This is a genomic window from Paenalcaligenes niemegkensis (assembly GCF_022230885.1).
Lineage (GTDB): Bacteria > Pseudomonadota > Gammaproteobacteria > Burkholderiales > Burkholderiaceae_B > Paenalcaligenes > Paenalcaligenes niemegkensis.
In genome coordinates this window covers 179,814-202,209 of sequence record NZ_JAKGCT010000004.1, presented here as the reverse complement: position 1 = coordinate 202,209, position 22,396 = coordinate 179,814, and the positions used below count along the sequence as shown (strand labels likewise).

At 51.9% G+C, this 22,396-nt stretch carries 22 protein-coding genes, 2 tRNA genes and 1 pseudogene; 3 read left to right on the top strand and 22 right to left on the bottom strand.

All coding sequences use genetic code 11. From position 1 onward, the window contains the following. Nucleotides 1–24: 24 nt before the first annotated feature. The 15 genes and pseudogenes from L1889_RS04880 to L1889_RS04810 all read right to left on the bottom strand — a co-directional run bounded on the left by L1889_RS04880 (nucleotide 25) and on the right by L1889_RS04810 (nucleotide 13,989). Nucleotides 25–1,112 (bottom strand): annotated as a pseudogene (locus L1889_RS04880) (sensor histidine kinase). Between the two features lie 47 nt (nucleotides 1,113–1,159). Further along, nucleotides 1,160–1,837, bottom strand: coding sequence for a response regulator transcription factor (locus L1889_RS04875; RefSeq protein WP_238664173.1), 678 nt, complete (start codon nucleotides 1,835–1,837; stop codon nucleotides 1,160–1,162). 165 nt (nucleotides 1,838–2,002) lie between these two features. Further along, a complete protein-coding gene (locus L1889_RS04870) occupies nucleotides 2,003–2,491 on the bottom strand; it encodes an ExbD/TolR family protein (protein ID WP_238664172.1) in 489 nt (162 codons plus the stop codon). Continuing rightward, entirely contained in the window at nucleotides 2,491–3,369 is an 879-nt protein-coding gene (locus L1889_RS04865) for a MotA/TolQ/ExbB proton channel family protein (RefSeq protein ID WP_372871193.1), read from the bottom strand. Before L1889_RS04865 ends, L1889_RS04870 begins: the two co-directional genes overlap by 1 nt. A 9-nt stretch (nucleotides 3,370–3,378) precedes the next feature. After that, nucleotides 3,379–4,227: an energy transducer TonB gene (locus L1889_RS04860; RefSeq protein ID WP_238664171.1), complete on the bottom strand. Its 849-nt coding sequence runs from the start codon at nucleotides 4,225–4,227 to the stop codon at nucleotides 3,379–3,381. 166 nt (nucleotides 4,228–4,393) lie between these two features. Further along, nucleotides 4,394–5,464, bottom strand: coding sequence for a sulfate/molybdate ABC transporter ATP-binding protein (locus tag L1889_RS04855; protein ID WP_238664170.1), 1,071 nt, complete (start codon nucleotides 5,462–5,464; stop codon nucleotides 4,394–4,396). Continuing rightward, entirely contained in the window at nucleotides 5,465–6,370 is a 906-nt protein-coding gene (gene cysW, locus L1889_RS04850; protein ID WP_444329658.1) for a sulfate ABC transporter permease subunit CysW, read from the bottom strand. Beyond that, a complete protein-coding gene (gene cysT, locus L1889_RS04845; protein WP_238664169.1) occupies nucleotides 6,367–7,248 on the bottom strand; it encodes a sulfate ABC transporter permease subunit CysT in 882 nt (293 codons plus the stop codon). Before cysT ends, cysW begins: the two co-directional genes overlap by 4 nt. Nucleotides 7,249–7,276: 28 nt before the next feature. Further along, the gene (locus L1889_RS04840) at nucleotides 7,277–8,296 is read right to left on the bottom strand and encodes a sulfate ABC transporter substrate-binding protein (protein WP_238664168.1); all 1,020 of its coding nucleotides are present in this window, start codon (nucleotides 8,294–8,296) and stop codon (nucleotides 7,277–7,279) included. A 100-nt stretch (nucleotides 8,297–8,396) separates the two neighbouring features. Beyond that, on the bottom strand, nucleotides 8,397–9,128 hold the full coding sequence (locus L1889_RS04835) for a cysteine hydrolase family protein (RefSeq protein WP_238664167.1): 732 nt from the start codon (nucleotides 9,126–9,128) through the stop codon (nucleotides 8,397–8,399). Nucleotides 9,129–9,198: 70 nt separating this feature from the next. Then, complete coding sequence (locus tag L1889_RS04830; RefSeq protein WP_238664166.1) at nucleotides 9,199–9,519, bottom strand: 2Fe-2S iron-sulfur cluster-binding protein; 321 nt, start codon at nucleotides 9,517–9,519, stop codon at nucleotides 9,199–9,201. A gap of 34 nt (nucleotides 9,520–9,553) precedes the next feature. Then, a complete protein-coding gene (locus tag L1889_RS04825) occupies nucleotides 9,554–10,774 on the bottom strand; it encodes an NAD(P)/FAD-dependent oxidoreductase (RefSeq protein ID WP_238664165.1) in 1,221 nt (406 codons plus the stop codon). Beyond that, a complete protein-coding gene (locus tag L1889_RS04820) occupies nucleotides 10,774–11,880 on the bottom strand; it encodes an S-(hydroxymethyl)glutathione dehydrogenase/class III alcohol dehydrogenase (RefSeq protein ID WP_238664164.1) in 1,107 nt (368 codons plus the stop codon). Before L1889_RS04820 ends, L1889_RS04825 begins: the two co-directional genes overlap by 1 nt. 17 nt (nucleotides 11,881–11,897) lie before the next feature. Further along, the gene (locus L1889_RS04815) at nucleotides 11,898–12,887 is read right to left on the bottom strand and encodes an IolE/MocC family protein (protein WP_238664163.1); all 990 of its coding nucleotides are present in this window, start codon (nucleotides 12,885–12,887) and stop codon (nucleotides 11,898–11,900) included. A gap of 70 nt (nucleotides 12,888–12,957) precedes the next feature. Next, entirely contained in the window at nucleotides 12,958–13,989 is a 1,032-nt protein-coding gene (locus L1889_RS04810) for an aromatic ring-hydroxylating dioxygenase subunit alpha (RefSeq protein ID WP_238664162.1), read from the bottom strand. Between the two features lie 222 nt (nucleotides 13,990–14,211). Here L1889_RS04810 and L1889_RS04805 point away from each other — a divergent pair, with 222 nt between their 5' ends. After that, on the top strand, nucleotides 14,212–14,397 hold the full coding sequence (locus L1889_RS04805; protein WP_238664161.1) for a hypothetical protein: 186 nt from the start codon (nucleotides 14,212–14,214) through the stop codon (nucleotides 14,395–14,397). A 44-nt stretch (nucleotides 14,398–14,441) separates the two neighbouring features. Further along, nucleotides 14,442–14,885 carry a hypothetical protein gene (locus L1889_RS04800; RefSeq protein WP_238664160.1) on the top strand — a complete coding sequence of 148 codons (444 nt, stop codon included), beginning with the start codon at nucleotides 14,442–14,444 and terminating at the stop codon, nucleotides 14,883–14,885. 32 nt (nucleotides 14,886–14,917) lie between these two features. Here the strand turns inward: L1889_RS04800 and L1889_RS04795 are convergent, their stop codons facing one another. Both L1889_RS04795 and L1889_RS18355 read right to left on the bottom strand, forming a co-directional pair. Beyond that, nucleotides 14,918–15,625: a porin gene (locus L1889_RS04795; RefSeq protein WP_257793933.1), complete on the bottom strand. Its 708-nt coding sequence runs from the start codon at nucleotides 15,623–15,625 to the stop codon at nucleotides 14,918–14,920. A 2-nt stretch (nucleotides 15,626–15,627) separates the two neighbouring features. Continuing rightward, a complete protein-coding gene (locus L1889_RS18355) occupies nucleotides 15,628–15,996 on the bottom strand; it encodes a porin (protein ID WP_257793849.1) in 369 nt (122 codons plus the stop codon). A 544-nt stretch (nucleotides 15,997–16,540) separates the two neighbouring features. On the opposite strand from L1889_RS18355, the gene L1889_RS04790 reads away from it, so the two are divergent. Beyond that, entirely contained in the window at nucleotides 16,541–17,854 is a 1,314-nt protein-coding gene (locus tag L1889_RS04790) for an MFS transporter (RefSeq protein ID WP_238664159.1), read from the top strand. 54 nt (nucleotides 17,855–17,908) lie between these two features. Here the strand turns inward: L1889_RS04790 and ligD are convergent, their stop codons facing one another. From ligD to L1889_RS04765, 5 genes are all read right to left on the bottom strand, one after another. Beyond that, complete coding sequence (ligD, locus tag L1889_RS04785) at nucleotides 17,909–20,491, bottom strand: DNA ligase D (protein WP_238664157.1); 2,583 nt, start codon at nucleotides 20,489–20,491, stop codon at nucleotides 17,909–17,911. A 65-nt stretch (nucleotides 20,492–20,556) separates the two neighbouring features. Further along, nucleotides 20,557–21,495: a non-homologous end joining protein Ku gene (ku, locus tag L1889_RS04780; RefSeq protein WP_238664155.1), complete on the bottom strand. Its 939-nt coding sequence runs from the start codon at nucleotides 21,493–21,495 to the stop codon at nucleotides 20,557–20,559. Nucleotides 21,496–21,661: 166 nt separating this feature from the next. Beyond that, nucleotides 21,662–21,737, bottom strand: a tRNA-Val gene (locus L1889_RS04775). 82 nt (nucleotides 21,738–21,819) lie between these two features. After that, nucleotides 21,820–21,895, bottom strand: a tRNA-Val gene (locus tag L1889_RS04770). Between the two features lie 81 nt (nucleotides 21,896–21,976). Next, entirely contained in the window at nucleotides 21,977–22,249 is a 273-nt protein-coding gene (locus L1889_RS04765) for an HU family DNA-binding protein (RefSeq protein ID WP_238664154.1), read from the bottom strand. Nucleotides 22,250–22,396: the final 147 nt, after the last annotated feature.

Sequence of the window (22,396 nt, the reverse complement as noted above, 5' to 3'; positions counted from 1 at the left end):
TGTTTGAACAGACAGCGTGCCATATTAACTGGCGCGCTGTCGTTTTAGATGGGTACCAATTCGGGGGCCCGGAAATACCACGCTGATGCGTGTTCCATTAAAGTCCGGACGGCTGCTTAAATTTAGCCAGGCTCCGTGAACCAGCGCGATCTCACGAACAATGGCTAAACCCAGGCCTGAACCGCCAGCCTGCTGCGTTTGAGGAGAACGATAAAACGCATCAAAAATTCGCATGGAGTCATCCTGGCTAATGCCTGCTCCCGCATCTTCCACAGAGACCGAAGGCGGGTTATTGGTAATACGTAGCGTTACTTCTTTCCCCGTGGCACCGTAACGCAGCGCATTATCAATCAAATTTGCCAGCAGCTCGGCCATCAACACCGGATCCGCGTCAATCCATACAGGGCTCTTGGGGGCAATTAGCTGCAGCGACACCGAATGCGCCCGCGCTGCCGGGATCCATTCCCCCCAATACTACGTGTCCATTCGCACAGATCGAGCCTGACAAAGCTATCTTTAGGGCTAGCCGATGAATCCGCCTTAGCCAAGACCAGCAGCTGTTCACCCAGCCGGATCATGCGATCGGAAATCAGTTTTATACGTTCGGCACGGGCTCGCACGTCATCTTTTAACTCTTGCGCCAGCATCAGCTCGGACTCTAGCCGCAAGCTGCTTAATGGTGTACGCAACTGATGGGCAGCGTGTCCGATGAAACGCTTTTGAGCTTGCAAGGTGTCATCCAGACGTAATAACAAATCATTGAAGTGAGTGGTCAGAGGTAATAACTCTGCGGGTAACCCTGCAGGATCCAGCGCCTGCAGCTCGTCAACTTCCCTCTCATTAATTTGCGCTGACAAATCATGTATGGAAGCAAGACCGCTGCGTACACCCCGCAGCAACACCCATGCAAACAGGGCCACCAGGGCGATCTGAATAAGAAGCATGGTCCAGAAGATATCCTTCAGCACCCATTCCTCAATACTCATCTTGCGTGTCAGCACCCAGGTTACCGCCAAATCCAACACCACCAGCAAGGCGATCGGCGGCATGAGACGGACCACCAGATGCCGGGCAAGACTTCCTTGCTGCCAATATTGAGCCACACCATACATACCCTTTGACGCAGGGCGCTCTGTTGGTCTGTCAGCATCTCGTGCGCTCATGATTGTGCAGCGTCTATATCGAGCAGGTAGCCGAAGCCACGCACCGTCTGTATGGCGACAACCGTCCCCTCCAGGCGCTTGCGTAAGCGGTATACATAAACCTCAACCGCATTTTCACTGAAATCGGCATCGTTGGCTGAAAGCGAACTGACGATTTGCTGTTTAGTGACGACCTTGCCTGCCCGAGCCATGAGCATCTCCAGCACAGAAAGCTCTCGAACTGACAAACTGATACGCTGACCATTTACACGTACTTCTCGTCCCACCGTGTCAAATACCAGCGGACCGACCTCCAGACTGGGCTGAGCCTGACCCGCCCGGCGCCGGGCAAAGGCACGCACTCGAGCAGCCAGTTCAGCCAGCTCAAAGGGTTTAGTCACATAATCGTCTGCGCCCGCATCTAATCCCGCCACCCGGTCTTCAAGTTCGTCTCTGGCAGTGAGAATCAGGACCGGCACCTGGTGCCCAGCCCGACGTAGCCCTTTCAGCACTTCCAGACCACCTATCTCGGGAAGGTTAAGATCGAGCAAGACCAAATCATAATTAACGGACTCGATCGCTGCGGTCACACCACCGCCATGTTGCAGCAAATCGACCGCGTAGCCCTGGTTCGCAAGGAACTCTTGCAATGCCGGCCCCAAATTAGAGTCATCTTCTATCACTAGTAATCGCATAGCGACAATTCTATCCTGAACCACATGGTTTGCCGAAAAAAAACGCCCCGGAATAGAATCCGGGGCGCTTTTCAGAGCCATGGCAGCTAACGCAGTGATCAAAACGATCGGGAAATTCGTTAATACCGGGCTGTATCTGCTGTATTTAAGAGTCGCAGGTTCAGCTTATGGCGCTGGCTCAGCTGGTACGGTTGGCAACTGAACACCAACACCACCGGCATCGGGTGAGGTTTGCCGCTCCGCACCCGGACGCGTCACAAAACCCAAACGAGCCATGCCCGACGCCTTGGCCTGACTCATGACCTGGGCCAGTAGTTCGTAGCGTGTTTCCTGATCTGCACGAATACGGATCTCCGGCTGAGGCGTTTCAGTAGCATAAGGCGCCAAGGTCTGAGATAAGTCCTCCAGCGCCACGGGCTCATTATTCAGGAACAAGGCGCCATCAAGGGTTACGGCCAGATCCAGCGTCTTCTGTTCGTTTTCTACAGGCTGTGCTGTCGCCTGAGGCAACTGAACCTTAATACTATGCGTCAGTAAAGGCGCAGTAATGAGAAAAATCACCAGCAGCACCAGCATGACGTCGATTAGCGGCACCATGTTGATCTCTGACATGGTATTGGTCGAGCTGCGGTTATCAAAACTACCGAAGGACATTACTGGCTCCCGGTCGGCTGTAATTCACCACGTATGGAACGGCTTGCTGCAGGGCTACTTATTGCAGGGCTGCCGTTACCGTCGGTGACTTGCTGGCCTGTAGTCAAAAAGGTAAATAAGTCGTGTGCAAAGGCATCCAGCTGCGACAGGTAAACGCGGTTGGTACGAACAAAGGCGTTAAAAGCCAGTACCGCAGGAATCGCCACCGCCAGGCCCAGGCCCGTCATGATCAAGGCCTCGCCCACAGGGCCGGCAATTTTATTCAGCGCAACCTCTTCAGACAAACCAATGTTGATCAGCGCGTGATAAATGCCCCAAACCGTACCAAACAGCCCCACAAAGGGCGCAGTGGAACCCACTGAAGCCAATAAGGTCAGCCCATTTTCGAGGCGAGCGGTTTCTTCGTCTATGACTTTCCGCATGATGCGCATGACGAAGGACTCGGTTGAACCCTTCTCTTCGAGTTTCAGGGCTCCGTACCGGGCGTGATGACTACGTGCATGGATAGCGTGACTCGCCAGGTGCGCAAAAGGCTCGTTAGCGCCGTGCGTGGCAATCTCGTTTTCAACTTGCTCTAGCGAGCTGGCTGCCCAGAATTCGCGTAGAAAATTCTTGGACTTGCGCTTTAGTCTGAATGATAAGAACGCTTTAACAAAGATTAAATACCAGCTTGCCAACGACATCAGAATGAGTATCGTGAACAGGCTTTTGCCCACCCAATCGCTCTGCCCAATAAAGTGCAGCATGCCCGTAGAAGCCGCCTCTTGCGTCATTACCGGCACATCCGGTGCTGCATTGATAAGCGTTTGGGCCTCGGCGGTAGCCGCGCCGACTTGCGCGAGCCCCATCAACGCGCTCTGGAGAAGGTCCTGCATCATAGAAACGTCCTATAAAACGAAATCGAATGGAATGTCGGCCATTGCGCGATAAGCAACACCGTTTTCTGTGTAGGGTTTAAATTTGGCTTTACGCACCGCGGTAACTGCCGCCGCGTCAAGGCGCTCATGTCCTGACGAACTACGTACCGTGGTTTCGAGTACCGTACCCTGTGTAGAGATAAGAACGCGCACGATTACCCTGCCCTGCTCTTTGCGCCGTTCGGATGCACGAGGGTAAATAGGCTGTGGCGGACGTCCCAGATAATTAACCTGCCCAATGAGTTTAGGAGTATTGGGATCAACGGCTTTTGCTACTTTAGGCGCACCTACATTTGCAGGTGTCACTGGGTTGGTAGCAGGAGCCGCTGGTCGCGGTGGAGTAGGCTCCTGCCGCGGCTTGGGATCTGGCCTGGGCTCAGGCTTGGGTTGAGGCTTGGGTTTGGGCTTCGGCTTCGGAGCAGGCTTGGGCTCAACGACGGGCTCTGGAATTACGGCGTCCTCGACAATGGGCTCTGGCTCGATCTCAGGCTCCGGCTCGATCTCGGGTTCTGGCTCAATAACTGGCTCGGGTTCCGGTTCCGGTTCGGGTTCCGGTTCCGGTTCGGGTTCGACTTCAGGCTCGGGCGGAACCTCAAGTTCGGCTTCCGCAAGCTCAGGTTCACCCACCTCAAGATCGGGCATTTCGACCAAGCTGACGCCAATAACCTCTTCCAGAGCAGGCTCACCCACCATCTTAGGTTCATTGCTGAGCAACAGCGTGGCAAATACCCCCGCATGTAGGCCCAGGGCAATGGTCAAACCCGCCGTTTTCAAAAACCAGCGGGGCCGATCTGCATAATTAGTAGGTGGTTGCTGCATAATTACTGATGAAGGAAATGAACGGCCTGCGCAGGCGGTTCGAGTGCCTACAGACTAAGATCGCATCTTAACAGTAATGCTAACGATTCTCAATAACTATAATTGAGCAATCTACTCTGCCCCGGTGCTGCACGAGCAAAACAGAGTATCAGCCGTGTCTATGCTGCTACACCCGGAAAGCCTTAAATTTCCTGGGTATCGCTGTGGCAGTCGCACCGGGCGACAATTTCAGATTCGACCAGGTTATTTGATCGAACTCGGCCTCCCATGAGGGTGCGCCATTAGGCAGACTGAGTTCAACACGCACCAGGCCGCCCAAAGGCACGACTCGCTCGATAGCAACCACAATACCGTCTTGATGCGAACCTTCGATCAGGCGTAAATCGTGAGGCCGGACAAAACCGACTGCTTCGCCGGTACCTTCGCCCACTACACTTCCGTTCAATGGACTTGAAAACGAACCCAGGCTGGAATCCGCAACAAAACTGGTAGCACTGAGCTTGCCTGGCAGGCGGTTGGCAGCCCCCAGAAACTCATAGACAAAGGGTGAAACGGGATGGTCATAGACCTCTTGAGGGTTGCCCTGCTGCTCGACACGGCCTTTATTAAGCACCACAATGCGATCGGCGACCTCGATGGCTTCCTCTTGATCATGAGTCACAAATAGTGTGCTGATATTAAGCTCGTCGTGCAAACGGCGTAACCAGCTTCTGAGTTCCTTGCGGACTTTGGCGTCCAGGGCCCCAAAAGGTTCATCAAGCAGCAGTACGCTGGGCTCGACAGCCAAGGCGCGAGCAAGGGCAATACGCTGCCGTTGACCACCCGACAAGGCTGCCGGATAACGGTCACCCAGCCAGTCAAGCTGCACCAGTTCAAGCAACTCCTGAACACGGCGTTTGATCTCGGTCTCGGCGTAGCGTTCGCGCTTTGGCTTAACACGCAGACCAAATGCTACGTTATCGAAAACCGTCATGTGGCGAAACAGCGCATAATGCTGAAACACAAAGCCTACCTGACGTTCCCGAGTGCCCACAGAAGCCACATCGGTGCCATTAATAATGACCTGGCCCTCGTCAGCGTGTTCAAGCCCTGCAACAATCCGCAGCAACGTCGTTTTCCCGCAGCCCGAAGGACCTAACAACGCCACTAGCTCACCTGGAGGAAAATCAAGTGTTACGTCTTGTAGTGCAGTAAAAGCACCGAAGCGCTTCACGAGATTTCGAACCTCAATACTCATTTATAATTCTCCAGTCGTCACCAAGCGGTGCTCATGCTCATCTTGATGCATTTTACGCTCAGCCCATAATTTTAGGGCAAGCGTGATTAAAGCCAAAAGAGCCAAAATAGAGGCGGAGGCAAAAGCACCCACCGTATGATAATCGTTGTACTCAACCTCTACGTGCAAAGGCAGGGTATTGGTGAGACCTCGGATGTGACCGGAGATCACCGATACAGCCCCAAACTCGCCCATCGCCCTTGCATTGCATAAAATAACCCCATACAGCAGGCCCCAGCGTATTTTGGGCAGCGTGATCAGTCTGAATAGCTGCCAGCCCGATGCACCCAAGACGCGGCCGGCCTCTTCCTCGTCCGCTCCTTGCGCCTGCATCAGGGGAATAAGCTCACGCGCCACAAACGGAAATGTCACGAACAAGGTAGCCAGCACCAGCCCAGGCACCGCGAAAACAATTCGTAAATCGTTAGCGTCCAGCCACTCCCAGAACGGTCCGTGGCGTCCAAAAATCAATAGAAACGCCAAGCCCGCAATGACAGGGGACACTGAAAAAGGCAAGTCGATCAGCGTAGTCAGAAAGCTTTTCCCCCTGAACTCGAAGCGGGTAATTGCCCATGATGCTGCCAAACCGAAGACCACATTCAGGGGTACCGAAATAGCCGCTACCAATAAGGTCAGGCGCATGGCCGACATGGCATCACGAGAACCCAAAGCCGATAGATAGGCTTCCCACCCCTTGCTAAAAGCGGTAGTAAACACCAATACCAACGGCAGCAGCAAGAAAAACACGAAAAAAGCGATTGCGATGCCGATCAGCAGCCCTCTAACCAAAGGAGCATCCTCTAATGGATTTTGGTGTGCAGCGGCGCGCTCATGCCGCTGCGAATCAAACAGTATCATTTGACTCATGCTGCCTCCAGGGAGCCAGCTGGCAATGCTTCGGCCGCGCCTCGTGCCTGATGCCGGTTTTGCAGCCACCACTGCAGCGAATTTATGCCCAGTAAGATAAAGAACGAAATCAATAGCATAATGGCAGCCAAAACAGCAGCACCGGCATAATCAAACTGTTCCAGACGAGTAACAATCAGCAGAGGGGTGATTTCTGAAACCATCGGAATGTTACCCGCAATAAATATGACAGACCCGTACTCCCCCACTGCCCGTGCAAAAGCCAAGGCGACCCCGGTAAGCAAAGCTGGCAGCAAAGTGGGGAAAACGACATGCCAGACAGTCTGCAAGCGCGTAGCGCCCAGACAAGCAGCAACCTCCTCCTGCTCTCGCTCAAGATCTTGCAATACGGGCTGCACCGTACGCACCACAAAAGGTAATCCTATAAAACTAAGTGCAATCAGAATACCCAGCGGGGTGAAAGCAATACGCATGTCGAACCATTGACCTACCCAACCGTTAGGCGCGTAGATGGCTGCCAAGGCAATACCTGCTACGGCAGTAGGCAAGGCAAACGGGAGATCAATCAAGGCATCAATGAAGCGCCGTCCGGGAAAGCGATAGCGCACCAGCACCCATGCCAGAACCGAGCCAAAAACGGCATTGATCAAAGCAGCCAGCAATGCCATCCCAAAGCTTAGGCGCAGCGACAGCAGTACACGCTCTGAGGTGGCGATCTGCCACATTTGCGCCAGAGTCAACTCGGAGGCTTTTAACAATACAGCCGCCAGCGGAATCAGTATCAATAAACAAAGATAACTAATGGTGAAACCGAGTGTGAGACCAAAGCCGGGCAAGGGGCCTGGCCTGCGCCAGCCCCTTAAAAGAGCTAGTGACATCGTAGGAACTCCTTGATACGCATCACCATTATTTGCTCAGGTAGATCTGATCAAAAATACCGCCTTCACTGAAGTGCTTTTCCTGAGTTAGGGTCCAGCCGCCCAGATCATCATCAACTGTGTAGAGAGTCAGTGGCGGGTATTGATCAGCATATCGCTCGGCGACTTCCGCAAGCCGCGGACGGTAAAAGTTTTTCGCCGCCAGCTCTTGCCCTTCAGGAGAGTATAAATAATTCAGATAGGCTTCTGCGGCCTTGCGTGTGCCCCGCTTATCGACATTTGCGTCAACCACCGCTACCGGGGGCTCAGCCAAAATGCTGCTACTGGGAATGACAATGTCGAACTTATCCGGGCCTAAATCCTTAACTGAAAGCAGGGCTTCGTTTTCCCAGGCAATCAATACATCGCCAATGCCACGCTCGACAAAGGTAGTGGTTGATCCGCGTGCCCCGGTATCTAATACGCTGACGTTCTTATAGATGGTCTTTACGAACTCGCGAGCCTTTTCCTCGCTGCCATCAGGCTGCTTTAGTGCGTGAAGCCAAGCGGCAAGATAGTTCCAGCGTGCGCCAGCCGACGTTTTAGGATTAGGAGTAATCACATTAATGCCTGGCCGAGCCAAATCATCCCAGTCTTTAATCTCTTTAGGATTTCCTTTACGCACCAGCAATACGATCGTGGACGTATAGGGAGTGCTATTGTCAGCCAGTCTCTTCTGCCAATCTTTATGGATCAAAGACGAGTTTGCGATCTCATCGATATCGGAAGACAGTCCTAACGTGACTACATCAGCCTGCACACCGTCAAGCACTGTGCGGGCCTGGCGGCTTGATCCACCATGCGATACATTGATCTGGACGGTGTCGCCCGTTTCTTTTTTATAGTGCTCCTGAAAGGCGGCACTGAACTGCACGTAGAGTTCACGTGTTGGATCGTAGGATACGTTAAGCAGTTCAATATTTGCTGCTTGGGCAAAGGAGGCGCTAAGCGTTAAAACTGTTGCCAGGGCCACTATGGCGGCCCTGGCAGGTGTTGCTCTTTTTTTCATGGTGGCTCTCTAGACTTAAATAAAAACGTAAATTCAGTCTAGCAAGCACCCCAAGCGAAACGAACCAATTATTTGTTCGTTGCATATATCAAATTCAGGGTTAAACGGGCATCTCAAAGGCAGCCTTTACCGGAGTTTCCGTCGACTTTCGCTGTTCTCCCAGCAAGCTAAGCAATTCATCTGTAGCCACCAGATCGGCAAAGTTGACGTACAAGTTGTTTAGGGATGCGTTGTGCTCTTCGTCAGACAAGGCTGCATTGGCATCGGTTAAAAACATCACGTTGTAGCCTAGCTGATGTGCATCCCGGGCTGTAGCTTCTGAGCAGCAGTTAGTCAGCGTCCCACTGATAATGACTGTTTCGATACCAGCCTCTTGCAAACGCTGATCCAGATCACAGGTACCCTGCACAAAAGCACTAAAACGTGTTTTATCTAAAATCCAGTCGTCATCGCTCACGTCAAGACCTGGCCATAGTTCGCCCTCGTGAGCCCCGCGAGTAAATGCATTCCGCCGTTCTGCCGATACCTGGGGACTGCATAAAGAATAATACCAGCTGTTCCAGGGGCGTTTCTCAGCAGGATCATGGGTAAAACGCAGGAAGGCATTGATGCCTCCCGCCTGTCTGACTGCCAGACTAATGCGATTTACGTTGCCTACGATTTCTCTGGCCATCGGCACTTCGACTGCGGCTCCTGGCTCTAAAAAGCCGTTTTGCATATCAATAATCAAGTGCGCCGTCTTGGCGGCTTTAAATGGCCGGGGCCCCGGGTGCCCCTGACGCTGTTGTATCGCTTGCTCACGTATAAAAGAAAGTATCTGTATATTATGCATTCTTGTCTCCTGTTTGACCTCTCAAGTGTCACTGCACGCTAAGCCTCCCTTTTGGGCAGCCCCTGTTTCCTTAACTCTGGAACTCCGGCATACGCACGACCAATCCATCCATATCCGAAGTGACCTTGATTTGACATGAAAGACGAGAACGCTCCTGAGGCTCATTGGCAAACTCAAGCATGCCGCTTTCTTCGTCCTGGGCGCCGGGAAGGCGGTCAAACCACTCGCCTTCTATGTAAACGTGACAGGTTGCACACGCACATGCCCCGCCACACTCCGCATCAATGCCAGGAACACCGTTATACACGGCTCCTTTCATTAAACTATTACCGACTTCCACTTGCACTTCGTGCTTTGTGCCGTCAAATTCTATGTATGTAACATTTACCATCGTCATCGACCCTTAAGTAATGGGCTTATTAAAATTACGCCAGCACGGTTTCAAGCGTCTCCTGGGAGCTTTCCAGGGCTTCTATATCGACTTCTGGCGCTGCCACGATAGCTTTACGTGCAACCATGAAATCCCGTGGTGAGTTGATGCACTCTGCCGCAACAAGTGTGGTGGCTGCAAAATGGAAAACGGAGAACCGGCCTTCTTGGATATTGCCTCGAACAACCGTGCGGGTTGAGCCTATGGTCAAGCCGGCCATCTGCAGCTTCGTGCTGTATTGATCAGACCAAAACCAGGGCAGCTCCTGCGCTGCAGCTGGTTTCCCACACAGCCTCAAGGCTACCTGCCTGGCCTGCTCTAGCGAACTTGGCACACTTTCCAGTCGGACCAGCGCCGAACCCGCACCGATAGCCGGCCGGCGCGTCATATCGCCAATAGCCGAAACCGCAGGGTTGCTGCTTAATGCAGAATCATCAACAATCACCCCCTGATCACAATGCAGACCTGACTGCTGCGCCAGCTCAGCATTGGGAATGGATCCGATACCGATCAACACGGTATCGCACTCCAGCCGCTGACCATCGCTCAGTATGACGGCCTGAACAGTTCCCGAACCTTCAATCGCTGCCAGCTCCACATTCTGCAAAATACGAACCTCTTGCGAACGATGCAGCTCAAACAAATAGCTGGAAACCGTTTGAGACGCCAGCCGGGAAAGAAGTCTGGGTTCGCGCTCGAGTACGGTGACCTCTACCCCTAAGGCCCTGGCTGAAGCTGCCACTTCCAAACCAATAAAACCCCCGCCTACAATCACCAAGTGGCGGCTGCTGGCCAAGGTTTCTTTAAGACTGCTGGCATGCGCCATGCTGCGCAAATAATGAACTCCTTTCAACGACGTATCGACATTGCTTAGATGCCGTGCGCGAGCACCACATGCCAGAATCAGATGATCGAACTCCAAATAGGAATCATCATCAAAGTGCACCCTTTTCTGCTGTGGATCCACTTGCAAAGCGCGCCGTCCCAGCCGCAGATCAATCTGCTTATCAGCATAGAAAGAGACGGGCTTCATATAGAGATCGCCAGCAGACACCTGCCCTTTGAGCCACGCTTTAGAAAGAGGAGGACGCTGATAAGGCGGCTCAAACTCTTCTCCTACCAGTGTCACTGATCCCTGATAGCCATGTTGACGTAGCAAGGCAGCCGCGCTGCCCCCCGCTTGCCCTGCCCCAAGAATTACGACGCGCCCATTCATTAGTACACCACCACTGAACGTATGGATTCACCTCGTGTCATGAGGTCAAAGCCATGATTGATTTCGTCGAGCGACAAGGTATGCGTGATCAGGCTATCGATATCGAGCTTACCTTCCATATACCAGTCAACGATTTTTGGTACATCGGTACGTCCGCGGGCACCGCCAAAAGCAGAGCCTTTCCATTCGCGGCCTGTCACCAGTTGAAAAGGACGGGTAGAGATTTCGGCCCCTGCCTCTGCCACACCAATAATAATCGACTGCCCCCAGCCACGATGACAGCACTCCAGGGCCTGACGCATGACTTTGGTATTGCCAATACATTCAAAGGAATAATCCGCTCCACCGTCTGTGAGCTGAATAATGTGATCCACCACATTCTCGACGTCATTAGGGTTGACGAAGTGAGTCATACCGAATTGCCGGGCCATAGCTTCGCGCTCGGGGTTCAGATCAACACCGATGATTTTATCGGCGCCCACCATTTTGGCTCCCTGGATGACATTCAAACCAATGCCACCCAAGCCAAAGACCACAACACTGGCGCCTGCCTCGACCTTGGCTGTGAAAAGTACGGCACCTATTCCTGTGGTGACGCCGCATCCGATATAGCACACCTTGTCAAAAGGAGCATCGCTACGAATTTTCGCCAGGGCAATTTCCGGAACCACAATATGGTTAGCAAAGGTAGACGTACCCATATAGTGATGCAGTGGCTGGCCCTCCAGTGAAAAGCGGGAAGTGCCATCTGGCATCATGCCTTGTCCTTGGGTTGACCGTATTGCGGTACATAAATTGGTTTTACGCGATAAGCACGACTTACATTGCCTACACTCAGGTGTGTAGAGCGGAATCACATGGTCACCGGGACGTAAGCCCACGACGCCGGGGCCTGTCTCCAGTACGATGCCCGCCCCCTCATGCCCAAGGATCGCAGGAAACAACCCCTCGGGATCAGCGCCTGACAAGGTGTAATAATCGGTATGACAAATTCCGGTCGCCTTCATTTCAACCAGGACTTCTCCTGCCCTGGGGGCCGCCAAATCAACCTCTTCAATGGTTAATGGCGCTCCTGCCTTCCAGGCTACGGCTGCTCGTGTTTTCATGGTATTTCCTTAGTAACTTAAGCGGTAATCAGCTCTGCTGCATGCAGGGCCTGAATTTCTTTCCAGGCGTTGCGAATAAAACGGGCCGCAGCCACATTCTGTTCAAACAAGTCGTAACGCGCGCCTAAACCGTAGTCAGGCAAATTGATCATCTCGGTTGTGATATAAGCAAGCGGGCTTTCGGGATGTGTGATGTGATAGCGTAAGACTTTGCGTATTGCCTCTTTGGAAGGTTCCAGCAAGTAGGCATTCCAAGGCGAATGCCATTCGCCAGGCTCCGGCTTGACCATGGGGTACTGGATACCACGCGCGAACTGTCCATCTTCATTTTTATGCCATAGGTTGGCCGGCTGATTTGGCGCTACCGTACGCAATTGCGTCCATTTCACTATGTTTTTACTTAGCCATTCGTCGCACAATGAGTCAGGCTCAAAAGGGTCAAGAATCACATCCCCGCTTGCTACCGCTGCCTCAACCTGCGAAAGCGCCAACTCAGTGGGCTGGTTCATCTTGAACACCACATGGCTGTAATCCAGCGTGAAGTTAAAAGGAACGCCTCGCGCCTGAACCTGATCAGCGGTGCTGCTTACCCGAAGAAAGTCTTCAGTCCACATATTGACATGCAGCTCGAAGCTGGGCTCTACCCCAAGTTTCATTCCTTGGTCATAGACCTGCAGGTAGTGATCCACAATCTCACCGTCCGATAACTCATGGCCATCTTGGTGGTGTTTGAAGGTCATGATGTTATGGCAACGAGCACCAATTTCTTTGCAGATCTGCAGATTCTCCATGAGCAACTGGTCATCTTGCCCCAGCTTATAGAACCAACTGGCGCTGTGAACCGGTAAGTCATAGGTATCGATAGCACTTAAGTACTCATCAATGTTGGAGCGCAAGGCAATGCGGTCAAAATAATCGAATACCCCTGACTCTTTCACAAGCCTGAACTGCTCATGAATAGAGATTTCGTCCAGCGATACGGGGTTGCCTAATGAAGACTGCTGCACCCCCTTCCGTTACAGCCAAGCAGAAACGGAACAGTCTGCTGATCGGATAATACAGTCATAACAATTCCCTTTAAGCCTCAACCAAACTTTCTTCAGCGCTCATTTGCTCAACCATTTTGCGCATACGTCTCGGAGCAGCATCAATCGCTATCTTGATTTTTTTACGTCCACGGTACTTATTCTCGTTAATTTCAATGGCTTCCAGAATGGCTTTGTCTTCAGCAAATGCTTCTCTGAACGAGGCCGATAGCGCAAGGTTGGTTTCTTCGTCTGCCTTAAAGTTTTTGACATGCAGCCAGTGATCAATTGAGTTTTCCTGATCGACTGGTGTCATGAAATGGCAGGCGAAAATCTGTATGCAATCGTCGCGATTCCCTTCTGGAGCTCCCGTACCCGTGTCAGCTGAACCAAAATCAATAATCGCAATGCTCGGGGCGTAATAATGGTAGTAATGCCAGCGGTCTACATTTCCCTTAAAGTTGCCGAACTTGGCAAACAAAGGAATCGGCGGTGCATCGTTGACCCAGCGCCACGTCAGCATCTTCCCTTCTTCCTGAGCATATTGCACTGGCACATCTTCGCCAGCTGCATTTCCTAAGGTGGTCTGATGAACAAAGCTGACATGAGCAGGATCACAGAGGTTGTCGGCAAGGCTTAGATAGTTGGCTCTGATATGCAGCGCATCGCCTTCTACCGAGGTCCAGCTCGGATCATGGTACTGCTCTAAGTCAAATACGGTCGCTGGGTCGGCCAGCTCAGGGTCTCCCATCCATATCCAGACCAGGCCCATGTTCTCATGTGTCGGATAGGTCTGTACCCGAGCGTTAGCAGGCACCATATCCTGGCCCGGAACACGTACACACGACCCAGCACAATCAAAAGTTACACCGTGATAACCACACTCCACATGGTCACCTTTTAGCTTCCCCATAGACAGCGGCAGCAAACGATGAGGGCAGGCATCTTCCATAGCGATGACTGTGCCTTCGGTGCTGCGAAATAACACGACATCTTTCTCTATGATTCGATGGGCGCTGAGCTCACGGCCGATATCGCGAGACCAGGTTAAGGGGTACCACGTGTTGGTCACATAGTTTTGCATCAGTTTCTCCTATCCATTTACTTATTTGAGCGAACACTCAAATCTTATTTGAGTGTTCAGTCAAATTCAATGGTGTTTACACCTAGATGAAGCGTATACGCTATGAATAATCTCCCATTGTTGGGACGGCCGAGTGTATGAGTTATTATTGAGGGGTAGATTGACTGAGCAATAAGTCCACACGCTGCGCTTACCTATTTATTTATTTTTGCAGATGCCAACATGTCTTTGCCCAACACGAAGAACGAAGAACCGCTAGGCGCCACTAAACCAGCACGACGCTCTCGCGTCAGCAACACTACCAGCGATACTATTCTGGAAGCTGCCGAGTTCGTTTTTGCCCGTAACGGTTATGCTGGAGCAACAGTAAAAATATTGCCAAACAGGCTAAGTGCTACGAAAGCCTGATCTACTACCACTTTGGCAACAAAGACAAACTTTTCGCCGCGGTATTGAAGAACGTCTATCACAAACTGATCCAAGCCGAGCATGCGCTGACGCTAGACACAGACTCGCCCGAGCAAGCGCTCAGCGACATCGTGAGATTCATGTGGGACTACTATCAAAAGAACCCTGAATTCATTATTTTGCTCAATACTGAAAACCTGCTTAAAGGCAAACACCTAAAAAACATAGGTTCCTCTTTGGGCGAATTTCTCTCTCCTGCACTGTCTGTGCTTCAGGGCGTAGTGCGCAAAGGCATAGAAACAAAGGCCTTCAGAGCCGATGTAGATACCGTCGACTTGTATATGAGCATTATGGGTCTGGGTTATTTCTATTTGTCGAATCAGTACACGCTATCGGCATTCTTATCGCGAGATCTGATGTCCGCCGCTCAGCGCAAGCAATGGGGAAACTCTATCGTTCAAACAGTGCTCGCTAGCGTCAAGGCTTAGGAAATGGCATTATCGACGCCATTTCCCCGCTATTAAAATGTGTGTTTAATACCTACACCAACATTGCTACCTTGCCCTGCACTTCGCACCGAATCACGGAAATAGCTTCCGTACAATTGTGTGCGCTTTGAAAGGGAATGCTCGTACGCAACCGCCCACGTGTTGCGACTATCGCTTACGAAACCCGAGGTTTTTGCATGAGCATACGACGCCAGAACCGCCCCGGCCGTACTGGTCGGTACTCTGACGCCGACTTGAGCGCTGTTTATTCTAGACTTGGCACTTTGGTACTTATTCTGTATTGACTGATATTGGCCATACAGCTTAAATGATGAAAAATCATAAGCCAAGCCAGCTAAAAGAGCCCGTTGATTCCTAAAGTCTGAACCCAAATCGCCCGCGTTTCTTGAAAAATTAAGCTGCTGCATTGCTACCGTTGCACTGAAAGGGCCCTGCTCGTAGACTACGTTTCCTCCCAGCTTCTGCGCTCCGTTTTCTTTTTCCAAATCTACTGCTTCCTCTGCTGACCCTCTTGCGTATTGCAGGCTTAGCGTCATACCGCCAATAGCAGGAGAGTTATAGAGCACTGATTTGCTCCAACTGGAATCGCCCTTCAGGGGTGCCTCGACGATACCGTTTCCCATATAGGTGTAATAAATAGCAGGTGAAAAGGCAAACGACCCGGCTAAAGGGTTAAATAAAATTGTCGATATAAAGTAAGGCGTGGTCGTTCGTCCCAGCGTTATTCGTCCCCAGTCTCCTTCCAGCCCGGCATAAGCGCTTCGGGAAAAAAGTCATCCCCGTCGTAACGACCTAACTGCCCGTCGTTCATACGTATAAAAGCCTCAATGGCAAAGACTGCCTTTAACCCGTCTCCCAGATTTTCACTGCCGCTTAAGCCAAAGTACGAAGTCTGCATCCCTCCGGACTGCAGTTGCCGCTGACTGCTCCCCTTGCCCAATTCCTTACTGCTACCTGCCCAGATATCTGCGGTTCCGTAAATGTTCACCGAATCATCAGCCCAGGCCCCCATTGATGCGATTGCTGTCGCCCCCGCCAAAGCCAATCTCATAACGGTACACACTGCTCCTCCTGCTTCCTTTCTTCTCATTATTTTTCCTTGTGCTGCCCTATTATCAGGCGTAATTTTTACTGAAGCTCTTCTCCCAACGCCCATCCTCATTCATGGGAAAACAGCGAGTTCAATAGCGTAGTTGTCAAAGAAAATGGCGAAGGAGTTCCTCGCCTATTATCCAAGACTGAGAAAATATAGCGTACACAATGCTTATTAACAACTTCACAAGGTAAGGTAAAACCCTAATTTTAGCGTTTACTCAATCAATTTATTCTTTACATACCTTGAAAAACGCTATTCTTTGTCATTCATCCAATAACTCTTATTAATAATCGATAAACTCCCCCTTAAAAAAAACGCAAACTAACAGTGCCTACACTATGTATAGGCTTAAAAGTCCAATCATTTCCTGGAGACAAAAGTGGAGTCACAACAAAAAATCAGTGCAATGCGCCCTTGTCCCGACAGCGTCATGCGGAAGCCAGCCGGCCATCGCTAGGTCATTTTCCCCGCACTCTCAAGCAAAACCACACCACCCGTTCGGACTCGCAATCTAAACGAGCCAACAAGGAGAATAAGAATGTCACAGCCCTACCCAGCGAGCCTGCCTGTCAGTCTCGACACGGACACCTCGACGGAAGCGTTATATAGCAAAGTGGCCTGGCGAATCATCCCTCTGCTCTGTGTCTGTTACATCGCCGCTTACCTCGATAAAATCAATATCGGCTTTGCAAAGCTACAAATGCAAAGCGATCTGGGCTTTAGTGAGACAGTCTATGGCCTGGGAGCGGGCCTCTTTTTTATTGGCTATATGCTTTTCGAGGTACCCAGCAATCTGGTTTTGCAACGAATGGGTGCAAAGGTATGGATAGCACGCATTATGATCACCTGGGGCTTGATTTCAGCATGCATGATGCTTGTTACGACCCCCACCCAGTTTTACGTATTGCGCTTCTTGCTCGGTGTCGCTGAAGCGGGCTTCTATCCAGGCGTGATGCTCTACATCACCTTCTGGTTTCCTACCTTCAGACGTGGCAAGATCATGGCGCTGTTCCTTCTGGGCATTCCTTTGTCGAGTATGATCGGAGGCCCGCTCTCCGGATGGATCCTGAGTGCCTTCGATGGCGTGCAAAGCATGTCTGGCTGGCAGTGGATGTTTTTACTTGAAGCCATACCCTCAGTGTTGCTTGGCCTGCTTATCTTGATGTATCTGCCTAATGGGGTGCAAGATGCCAAATGGCTAGATTCCGGCGAAAAGAAAGTGTTGCTCGATACGCTACAAAAAGATCAGAGCTCACAATCCCACACGTCAGTGCGCGAAGCCTTTGCGAGCGCAAGAGTATGGTTATTAGGCGTGGTCGATATTTTCCTGATGATGGCTGTCTACGGTCTGAATTTCTGGTTGCCTACCCTGATTAGAGACTCCGGTGTCAGCAGCAATACACACATAGGCTTGCTTACAGGTGTATCAAGTATATTGGCCGTCGCCGCATTAGTGCTTAACGGTATGAGTTCAGACAAACATCGAGAGCGCCGATGGCACATTGCCCTCCCGGCTTTTCTCGCGGCCGGCAGTATCTGGGCCAGCACTTTCTTTAGCCTGGACCCTGTTATTACCGTCGTGTTGTTCTCTCTTGCTAATATAGGTTTGATGGCTACCTTCCCGGTTTTCTGGTGTATTCCGAGCACCTTCCTGGCTGGCCGAGCCGCCGCAGCAGGCATAGCCCTTATCGCTTCTCTTTCTACGCTAGGCGGAATCGGAGCTACTTATCTGATGGGCATTTTAAAAGACCTGACCCAGTCGTCAGAGACAGGTTTAATTATGTTCGCTGTTTGTCTGGTTGCGGCAGGCCTGCTCATCCTTTTGCTACCCAAGCACGTGGTTAACCGCTAAGTTGACAAGAACGTCGAAGCCCGCCCCAACGAGCCTGCCCTCACAGGCAGGCCTCTAGGCACGGCTGTACTTCAAAGTTCTCATCGCTTGCGTCAGAGTGGCAGCCGAACTCGCGTACTCAGCCCAGGGCGCATTGCCAACGTCAAGCCGTTCATGGATGTTGCCGATATGCCATTGAGTAGCGCTGGTGATCTGCTCAACCTCATCCCATTCAATGGGTACGGATACGCCCATTCCGGGGCGTGCACGCAACGACCAGGCCGACACGGTGGTGGCGCCCCATCCATTGCGCAGATAATCGATAAATATCTTGCCTACTCGATTCCGGGGCCCGCTTTTGGCCGCAAACCGCTTAGGAAAGGTCTTGGCCAAATGCTGCACAACAGCCTGGGACACCCCTTTGACCGTCTCCCAGTCATGCCGCCGCTGCAGAGGAACAACCACATGCAGGCCCTTGCCGCCGCTGGTTTTCACAAAGGCCGTCAGACCTAGCTCACTCAAGAATACCTGTAAAAGCAAAGCAGCTTGCTGCATCAATGCCCAGTCGACACCTTTACCAGGATCCAAGTCAAACGTCATTCTGTCTGGTTTGCCTATCAGCGTGTTGACAGCGTTCCATGTATGAAATTCCATAACGTTCATCTGCGCCGCCGAACTCAGGCCCTTTTCTGCGCTTACTTCGACAAGGGGATCGTGCCCCGGATCTAGCCTGGCCGGCAAGGAGCGCATGCCTGCCATCTTGTTCGTCTCAAGATGCTTTTGAAAAAATATCTGGCCCTTTACACCGTCCGGAGCCCGTACGAGCGAAACCGGTCGTCCCTTCAAATGCGGCATCATCAATGGCGCAATCAGTCCGTAATAGCGAACAACATCGATTTTCCTGGTTTTTGTCGTGAAATCCACAACACGCTCTGGATGCGTCACCCTTAATTGCCCCAGGCGAGATGTCGCGGCGGCACTTGCCTTGGTTTTTGCGACGGATTGAGGACTCTCTTTCTTCTGTTTTCCTGCAGGCGTATTCGCTTTGGGTGCCAACGTTGTCGCTGTCATGTTTTCCTCCCGGATAATGGCCTTCGCGGCTTTATCACTACGCAAGCCGTGAAATACCGCATGGCGTATTCGACCACCGCTAGTCCATTGCGCAAACGAAACTTCGGCCAACAACGTGGGCTCTACCCAGTGCGCAAGCTGCTCGCCGGGGACGTCTTCGCCAAAAGGTCTCTTATTCGATTGCAGTGCATCCAGTCGCTGATGGATATCCCGCAGACTGCGGCTGCTAAATCCGGTACCCACTTTTCCGGCATAGCGCAGTATGCCGTGCTCATCATGTACACCCAGCAACAAAGCACCGATGCCGATACGGGTGCCCCGCGGTTGCGTATAGCCGCCGATGACAAACTCTTGCCGATGGCCACACTTGAGCTTGAGCCATGACTTCGAGCGCCTGGACACATAAGGTGAGTCCTGGTGCTTGGCAATAACTCCTTCCAAACCCAGTCGGCACGCACTCTCCTGAATGTCGCGCAAAGAGGCATCGAAAATGGCGCTCAACTGCACTACGCTCCCCTCGCCGACGATGGCGCCCTGCAAGGCATGCTCAAGAGCTTCGCGACGCCGTGTCAGAGGCAGACCCCGAAGGTCGGCCCCCTGGAAGTAAGGCAGATCGAATAGGAAATAGCGGATACTGCTGGTTTTTGCACTGTCAAAGGCGTTCTGTAACGCCTGAAAATCCGGTAGCCCCCGGTCATTAATCAGGACGATTTCTCCGTCATACCATCCAGAGGGTAGTTTCAGCGACAGAAGCGCCTTAGCCAAATGCGGTAAGCGATCGGTCCAGTCATGAGCATTGCGCGTCATAAGCCGGACTTTTCCTTTATCGATTCGAGCGAGCAAGCGGTAACCGTCAAATTTAAGCTCGTAAAGCCAAGACTGCGGGTCAGGAGGCGGCGCATCGGCCAAGGTGGCAAGCTGCGGCTTGAAGGACTCGGGAAGTGTCGCTTTGGGAGCTTTCATGAACGCCATGTCACGGACAGCCCCTTTAGGTACCGTTTTTACCGAACTCTTGCGCTTGGGCTGACTTCTCTCGTTTTGCTCAGGCCCCACGCTATCGGGTAACTCGTCCACAACACTGAATGACAACGCCGGTCTGGCAAACTCATCTTTTTCCTTGATAAGCAGCCAGGCATCCTGCTTGCGGGTATCACCGCGCATTCGAACAAGAGCCCAGCCCCCTTGAAGTTTGCTGCCATTCAAGACAAACTTCAATTTTCCGGCACGGTATGCTTTGCGCGGGTCAGGCTCCGGCGTCCACGTGCCCCGATCCCAGATAATGACTTTGCCCGCTCCATATTCGCCTTTCGGAATCTGGCCTTCAAATTGATTGTAGGAAAGCGGATGGTCCTCGACATGAACCGCCATGCGCTTGTCGGCCGGATCCAGGCTCGGCCCCTTCGGTATGGCCCAGCTTTTCATGACGCCATCCAGTTCCAGGCGGAAATCGTAATGCAAGCTGCGCGCCCAGTGCTTCTGTATGACAAAGACAGGTGCGCCATCGTTAGCCGTGCCACCCTGCTCGGGCTCTGGAGTTAGGGAAAAATTTCGTTTGGATTTGTATGGTACGAGAGGATCGCGGGCCATAGGCGTCTCATGCTGCCTTGCGGCCACGCGACGAAGACTTGGCCGCTCCAGCTTTCTTTTTGCCGCTACCTTGGACGCTTTCTTCGCCCCTTTCCTGGCTGCGGCTTTTTTAGCTGTGTTGCTGCTTTTATTACTGACCGCTTTCGCGGTCGCCTTGCCAGTCTTCCCGGCACGCTTCTGAGCGGGGATTCAGTCCGTTTGCCTAAACTGCGTTGCAGCATCTCGGTCAGATCCAAAATTTTCGCACCGCCAGCCTCAGTCTCATGTGACTCTGGCTCGCCAACAGTTTCTGTCTCGCCCGCCTCCACTTTTTCCTTTACCAAAGCCAGGATTTGCTCTTTGAAGGAGTCGGTGAACACCTCAGGCCTCCATGGTCCGCTCATATCTTCGACCAGCTGCTCACCCATCTGCATCTCTTTATCCGTCAATCCGGCTGCTTTAACGCCTATGGGCGGCAAATTCAGCTCATCCCACGAACGGACCTCGTCCTCCCATCGCAACAGGTTCAATATGAGTGCAGGGCCGCAGGCCATGAGTATGGCCAGATGCTGTTTGGTCTGGATTACCACCTTGGCCAGGCCGACCTTGCCCGTCTTTCGCAGCACTTCACGCAATAGCGCGTAGACCTTATCACCTTTGCCGATTGGAGATGTGTAGTATGGCCGTTCCAGGTAAACGAAAGGCACATCATCAATGGAAACAAACGATTCAATTTCGACGGTCTGCGTCGTCGTGGGATAAGCAGCCGCAATTTCCTCGGCAGAAAGTATCACATACTCACCCTCGCTATACTCCACGCCCTTGGTGATATTGTCCCGGCTGATTTCCTTACCCGTAACCTTATTGATACGCTTGTAGCCCACCGGGTCCATAGTGCGCTTATCCAGCCAATCAAAATCCACGCCTTGGCTGGTCGTTGCCGAATGCAGCGCAATAGGAATATGAACCAATCCAAACGAAATGGCACCCTTCCATAGGGCGCGTTTGCTTGCAGTAGCTGCCATGCTGTCCTCCGTAGCCTGTTTGATAAGCAAAGCAAGAACTATGCCCGACGCTATGAAGTCGTTCTACCGCGACCTTTTAAGATCTGTATGCTGGCCGCTGAGCCGGAGGAAAATGGACAAAAAAAGAGCCAGGCCAAAAAGCCGGACTCTATTTTTGTAAATCAAATGGTGGGTGCTACAGGGGTCGAACCTGTGACCTACGCCTTGTAAGGGCGCCGCTCTACCAGCTGAGCTAAGCACCCATTTGATCTTCAAGAAAATGGCGAGCAAATTAAAAAAGAGCCTAGCGATGAGACTAAGCCCTTAATCTTACAACTTGATTAATGGTGGGTGCTACAGGGGTCGAACCTGTGACCTACGCCTTGTAAGGGCGCCGCTCTACCAGCTGAGCTAAGCACCCATTTATCATTCGTTGTGCTCTGAAACCAGAAAAAGAATTATATGATCAGTTCAGAGTAAATGCAAGCAATTTTAAAAGAGCTTAGTTAACAGCGTCTTTTAGTGCTTTTCCTGGACGGAACTTAGGAACGATGGCTTCCTGAATTTCGATTGTTTCACCGGTGCGTGGGTTGCGGCCTGTACGGGCTGCACGCTCTGACACAGCGAAAGTGCCGAAACCGACCAACGTTACCGTGTCTTTTTCTTTTAGCGTGGTGGTTACGGCGTCGATGAACGCATCTAGCGCACGACCAGCATCCGCCTTAGACAGGTCCGCCTTGTTAGAAATGAAGTCGATAAGCTCGGTTTTGTTCATTTAAGGAATACCCCTGATGTTTGTAGTAGCCGGATTCGAAGAATTCAAACCCGCTTTCCATAAAAATTTAGCAATGATGCTAAGTACACGTTATCCGCTCGCAGCGGATACTGCCCGAGCACACATTGCTTTATGGCTCGTAGCAAG

Excerpts from the sequence above, each read along its gene's own strand:
- L1889_RS04875 (WP_238664173.1), bottom strand. The coding sequence starts at position 1,837 with ATGCGATTACTAGTGATAGAAGATGACTCTAATTTGGGGCCGGCATTG.
- L1889_RS04870 (WP_238664172.1), bottom strand. The coding sequence starts at position 2,491 with ATGTCCTTCGGTAGTTTTGATAACCGCAGCTCGACCAATACCATGTCA.
- L1889_RS04865 (WP_372871193.1), bottom strand. The coding sequence starts at position 3,369 with ATGATGCAGGACCTTCTCCAGAGCGCGTTGATGGGGCTCGCGCAAGTC.
- L1889_RS04860 (WP_238664171.1), bottom strand. The coding sequence starts at position 4,227 with ATGCAGCAACCACCTACTAATTATGCAGATCGGCCCCGCTGGTTTTTG.
- L1889_RS04855 (WP_238664170.1), bottom strand. The coding sequence starts at position 5,464 with ATGAGTATTGAGGTTCGAAATCTCGTGAAGCGCTTCGGTGCTTTTACT.
- cysW (WP_444329658.1), bottom strand. The coding sequence starts at position 6,370 with ATGAGTCAAATGATACTGTTTGATTCGCAGCGGCATGAGCGCGCCGCT.
- cysT (WP_238664169.1), bottom strand. The coding sequence starts at position 7,248 with ATGTCACTAGCTCTTTTAAGGGGCTGGCGCAGGCCAGGCCCCTTGCCC.
- L1889_RS04840 (WP_238664168.1), bottom strand. The coding sequence starts at position 8,296 with ATGAAAAAAAGAGCAACACCTGCCAGGGCCGCCATAGTGGCCCTGGCA.
- L1889_RS04835 (WP_238664167.1), bottom strand. The coding sequence starts at position 9,128 with ATGCATAATATACAGATACTTTCTTTTATACGTGAGCAAGCGATACAA.
- L1889_RS04830 (WP_238664166.1), bottom strand. The coding sequence starts at position 9,519 with ATGGTAAATGTTACATACATAGAATTTGACGGCACAAAGCACGAAGTG.
- L1889_RS04825 (WP_238664165.1), bottom strand. The coding sequence starts at position 10,774 with ATGAATGGGCGCGTCGTAATTCTTGGGGCAGGGCAAGCGGGGGGCAGC.
- L1889_RS04820 (WP_238664164.1), bottom strand. The coding sequence starts at position 11,880 with ATGAAAACACGAGCAGCCGTAGCCTGGAAGGCAGGAGCGCCATTAACC.
- L1889_RS04810 (WP_238664162.1), bottom strand. The coding sequence starts at position 13,989 with ATGCAAAACTATGTGACCAACACGTGGTACCCCTTAACCTGGTCTCGC.
- L1889_RS04805 (WP_238664161.1), top strand. The coding sequence starts at position 14,212 with ATGTCTTTGCCCAACACGAAGAACGAAGAACCGCTAGGCGCCACTAAA.
- L1889_RS18355 (WP_257793849.1), bottom strand. The coding sequence starts at position 15,996 with ATGAGAAGAAAGGAAGCAGGAGGAGCAGTGTGTACCGTTATGAGATTG.
- L1889_RS04790 (WP_238664159.1), top strand. The coding sequence starts at position 16,541 with ATGTCACAGCCCTACCCAGCGAGCCTGCCTGTCAGTCTCGACACGGAC.
- ligD (WP_238664157.1), bottom strand. The coding sequence starts at position 20,491 with ATGGCCCGCGATCCTCTCGTACCATACAAATCCAAACGAAATTTTTCC.
- ku (WP_238664155.1), bottom strand. The coding sequence starts at position 21,495 with ATGGCAGCTACTGCAAGCAAACGCGCCCTATGGAAGGGTGCCATTTCG.
- L1889_RS04765 (WP_238664154.1), bottom strand. The coding sequence starts at position 22,249 with ATGAACAAAACCGAGCTTATCGACTTCATTTCTAACAAGGCGGACCTG.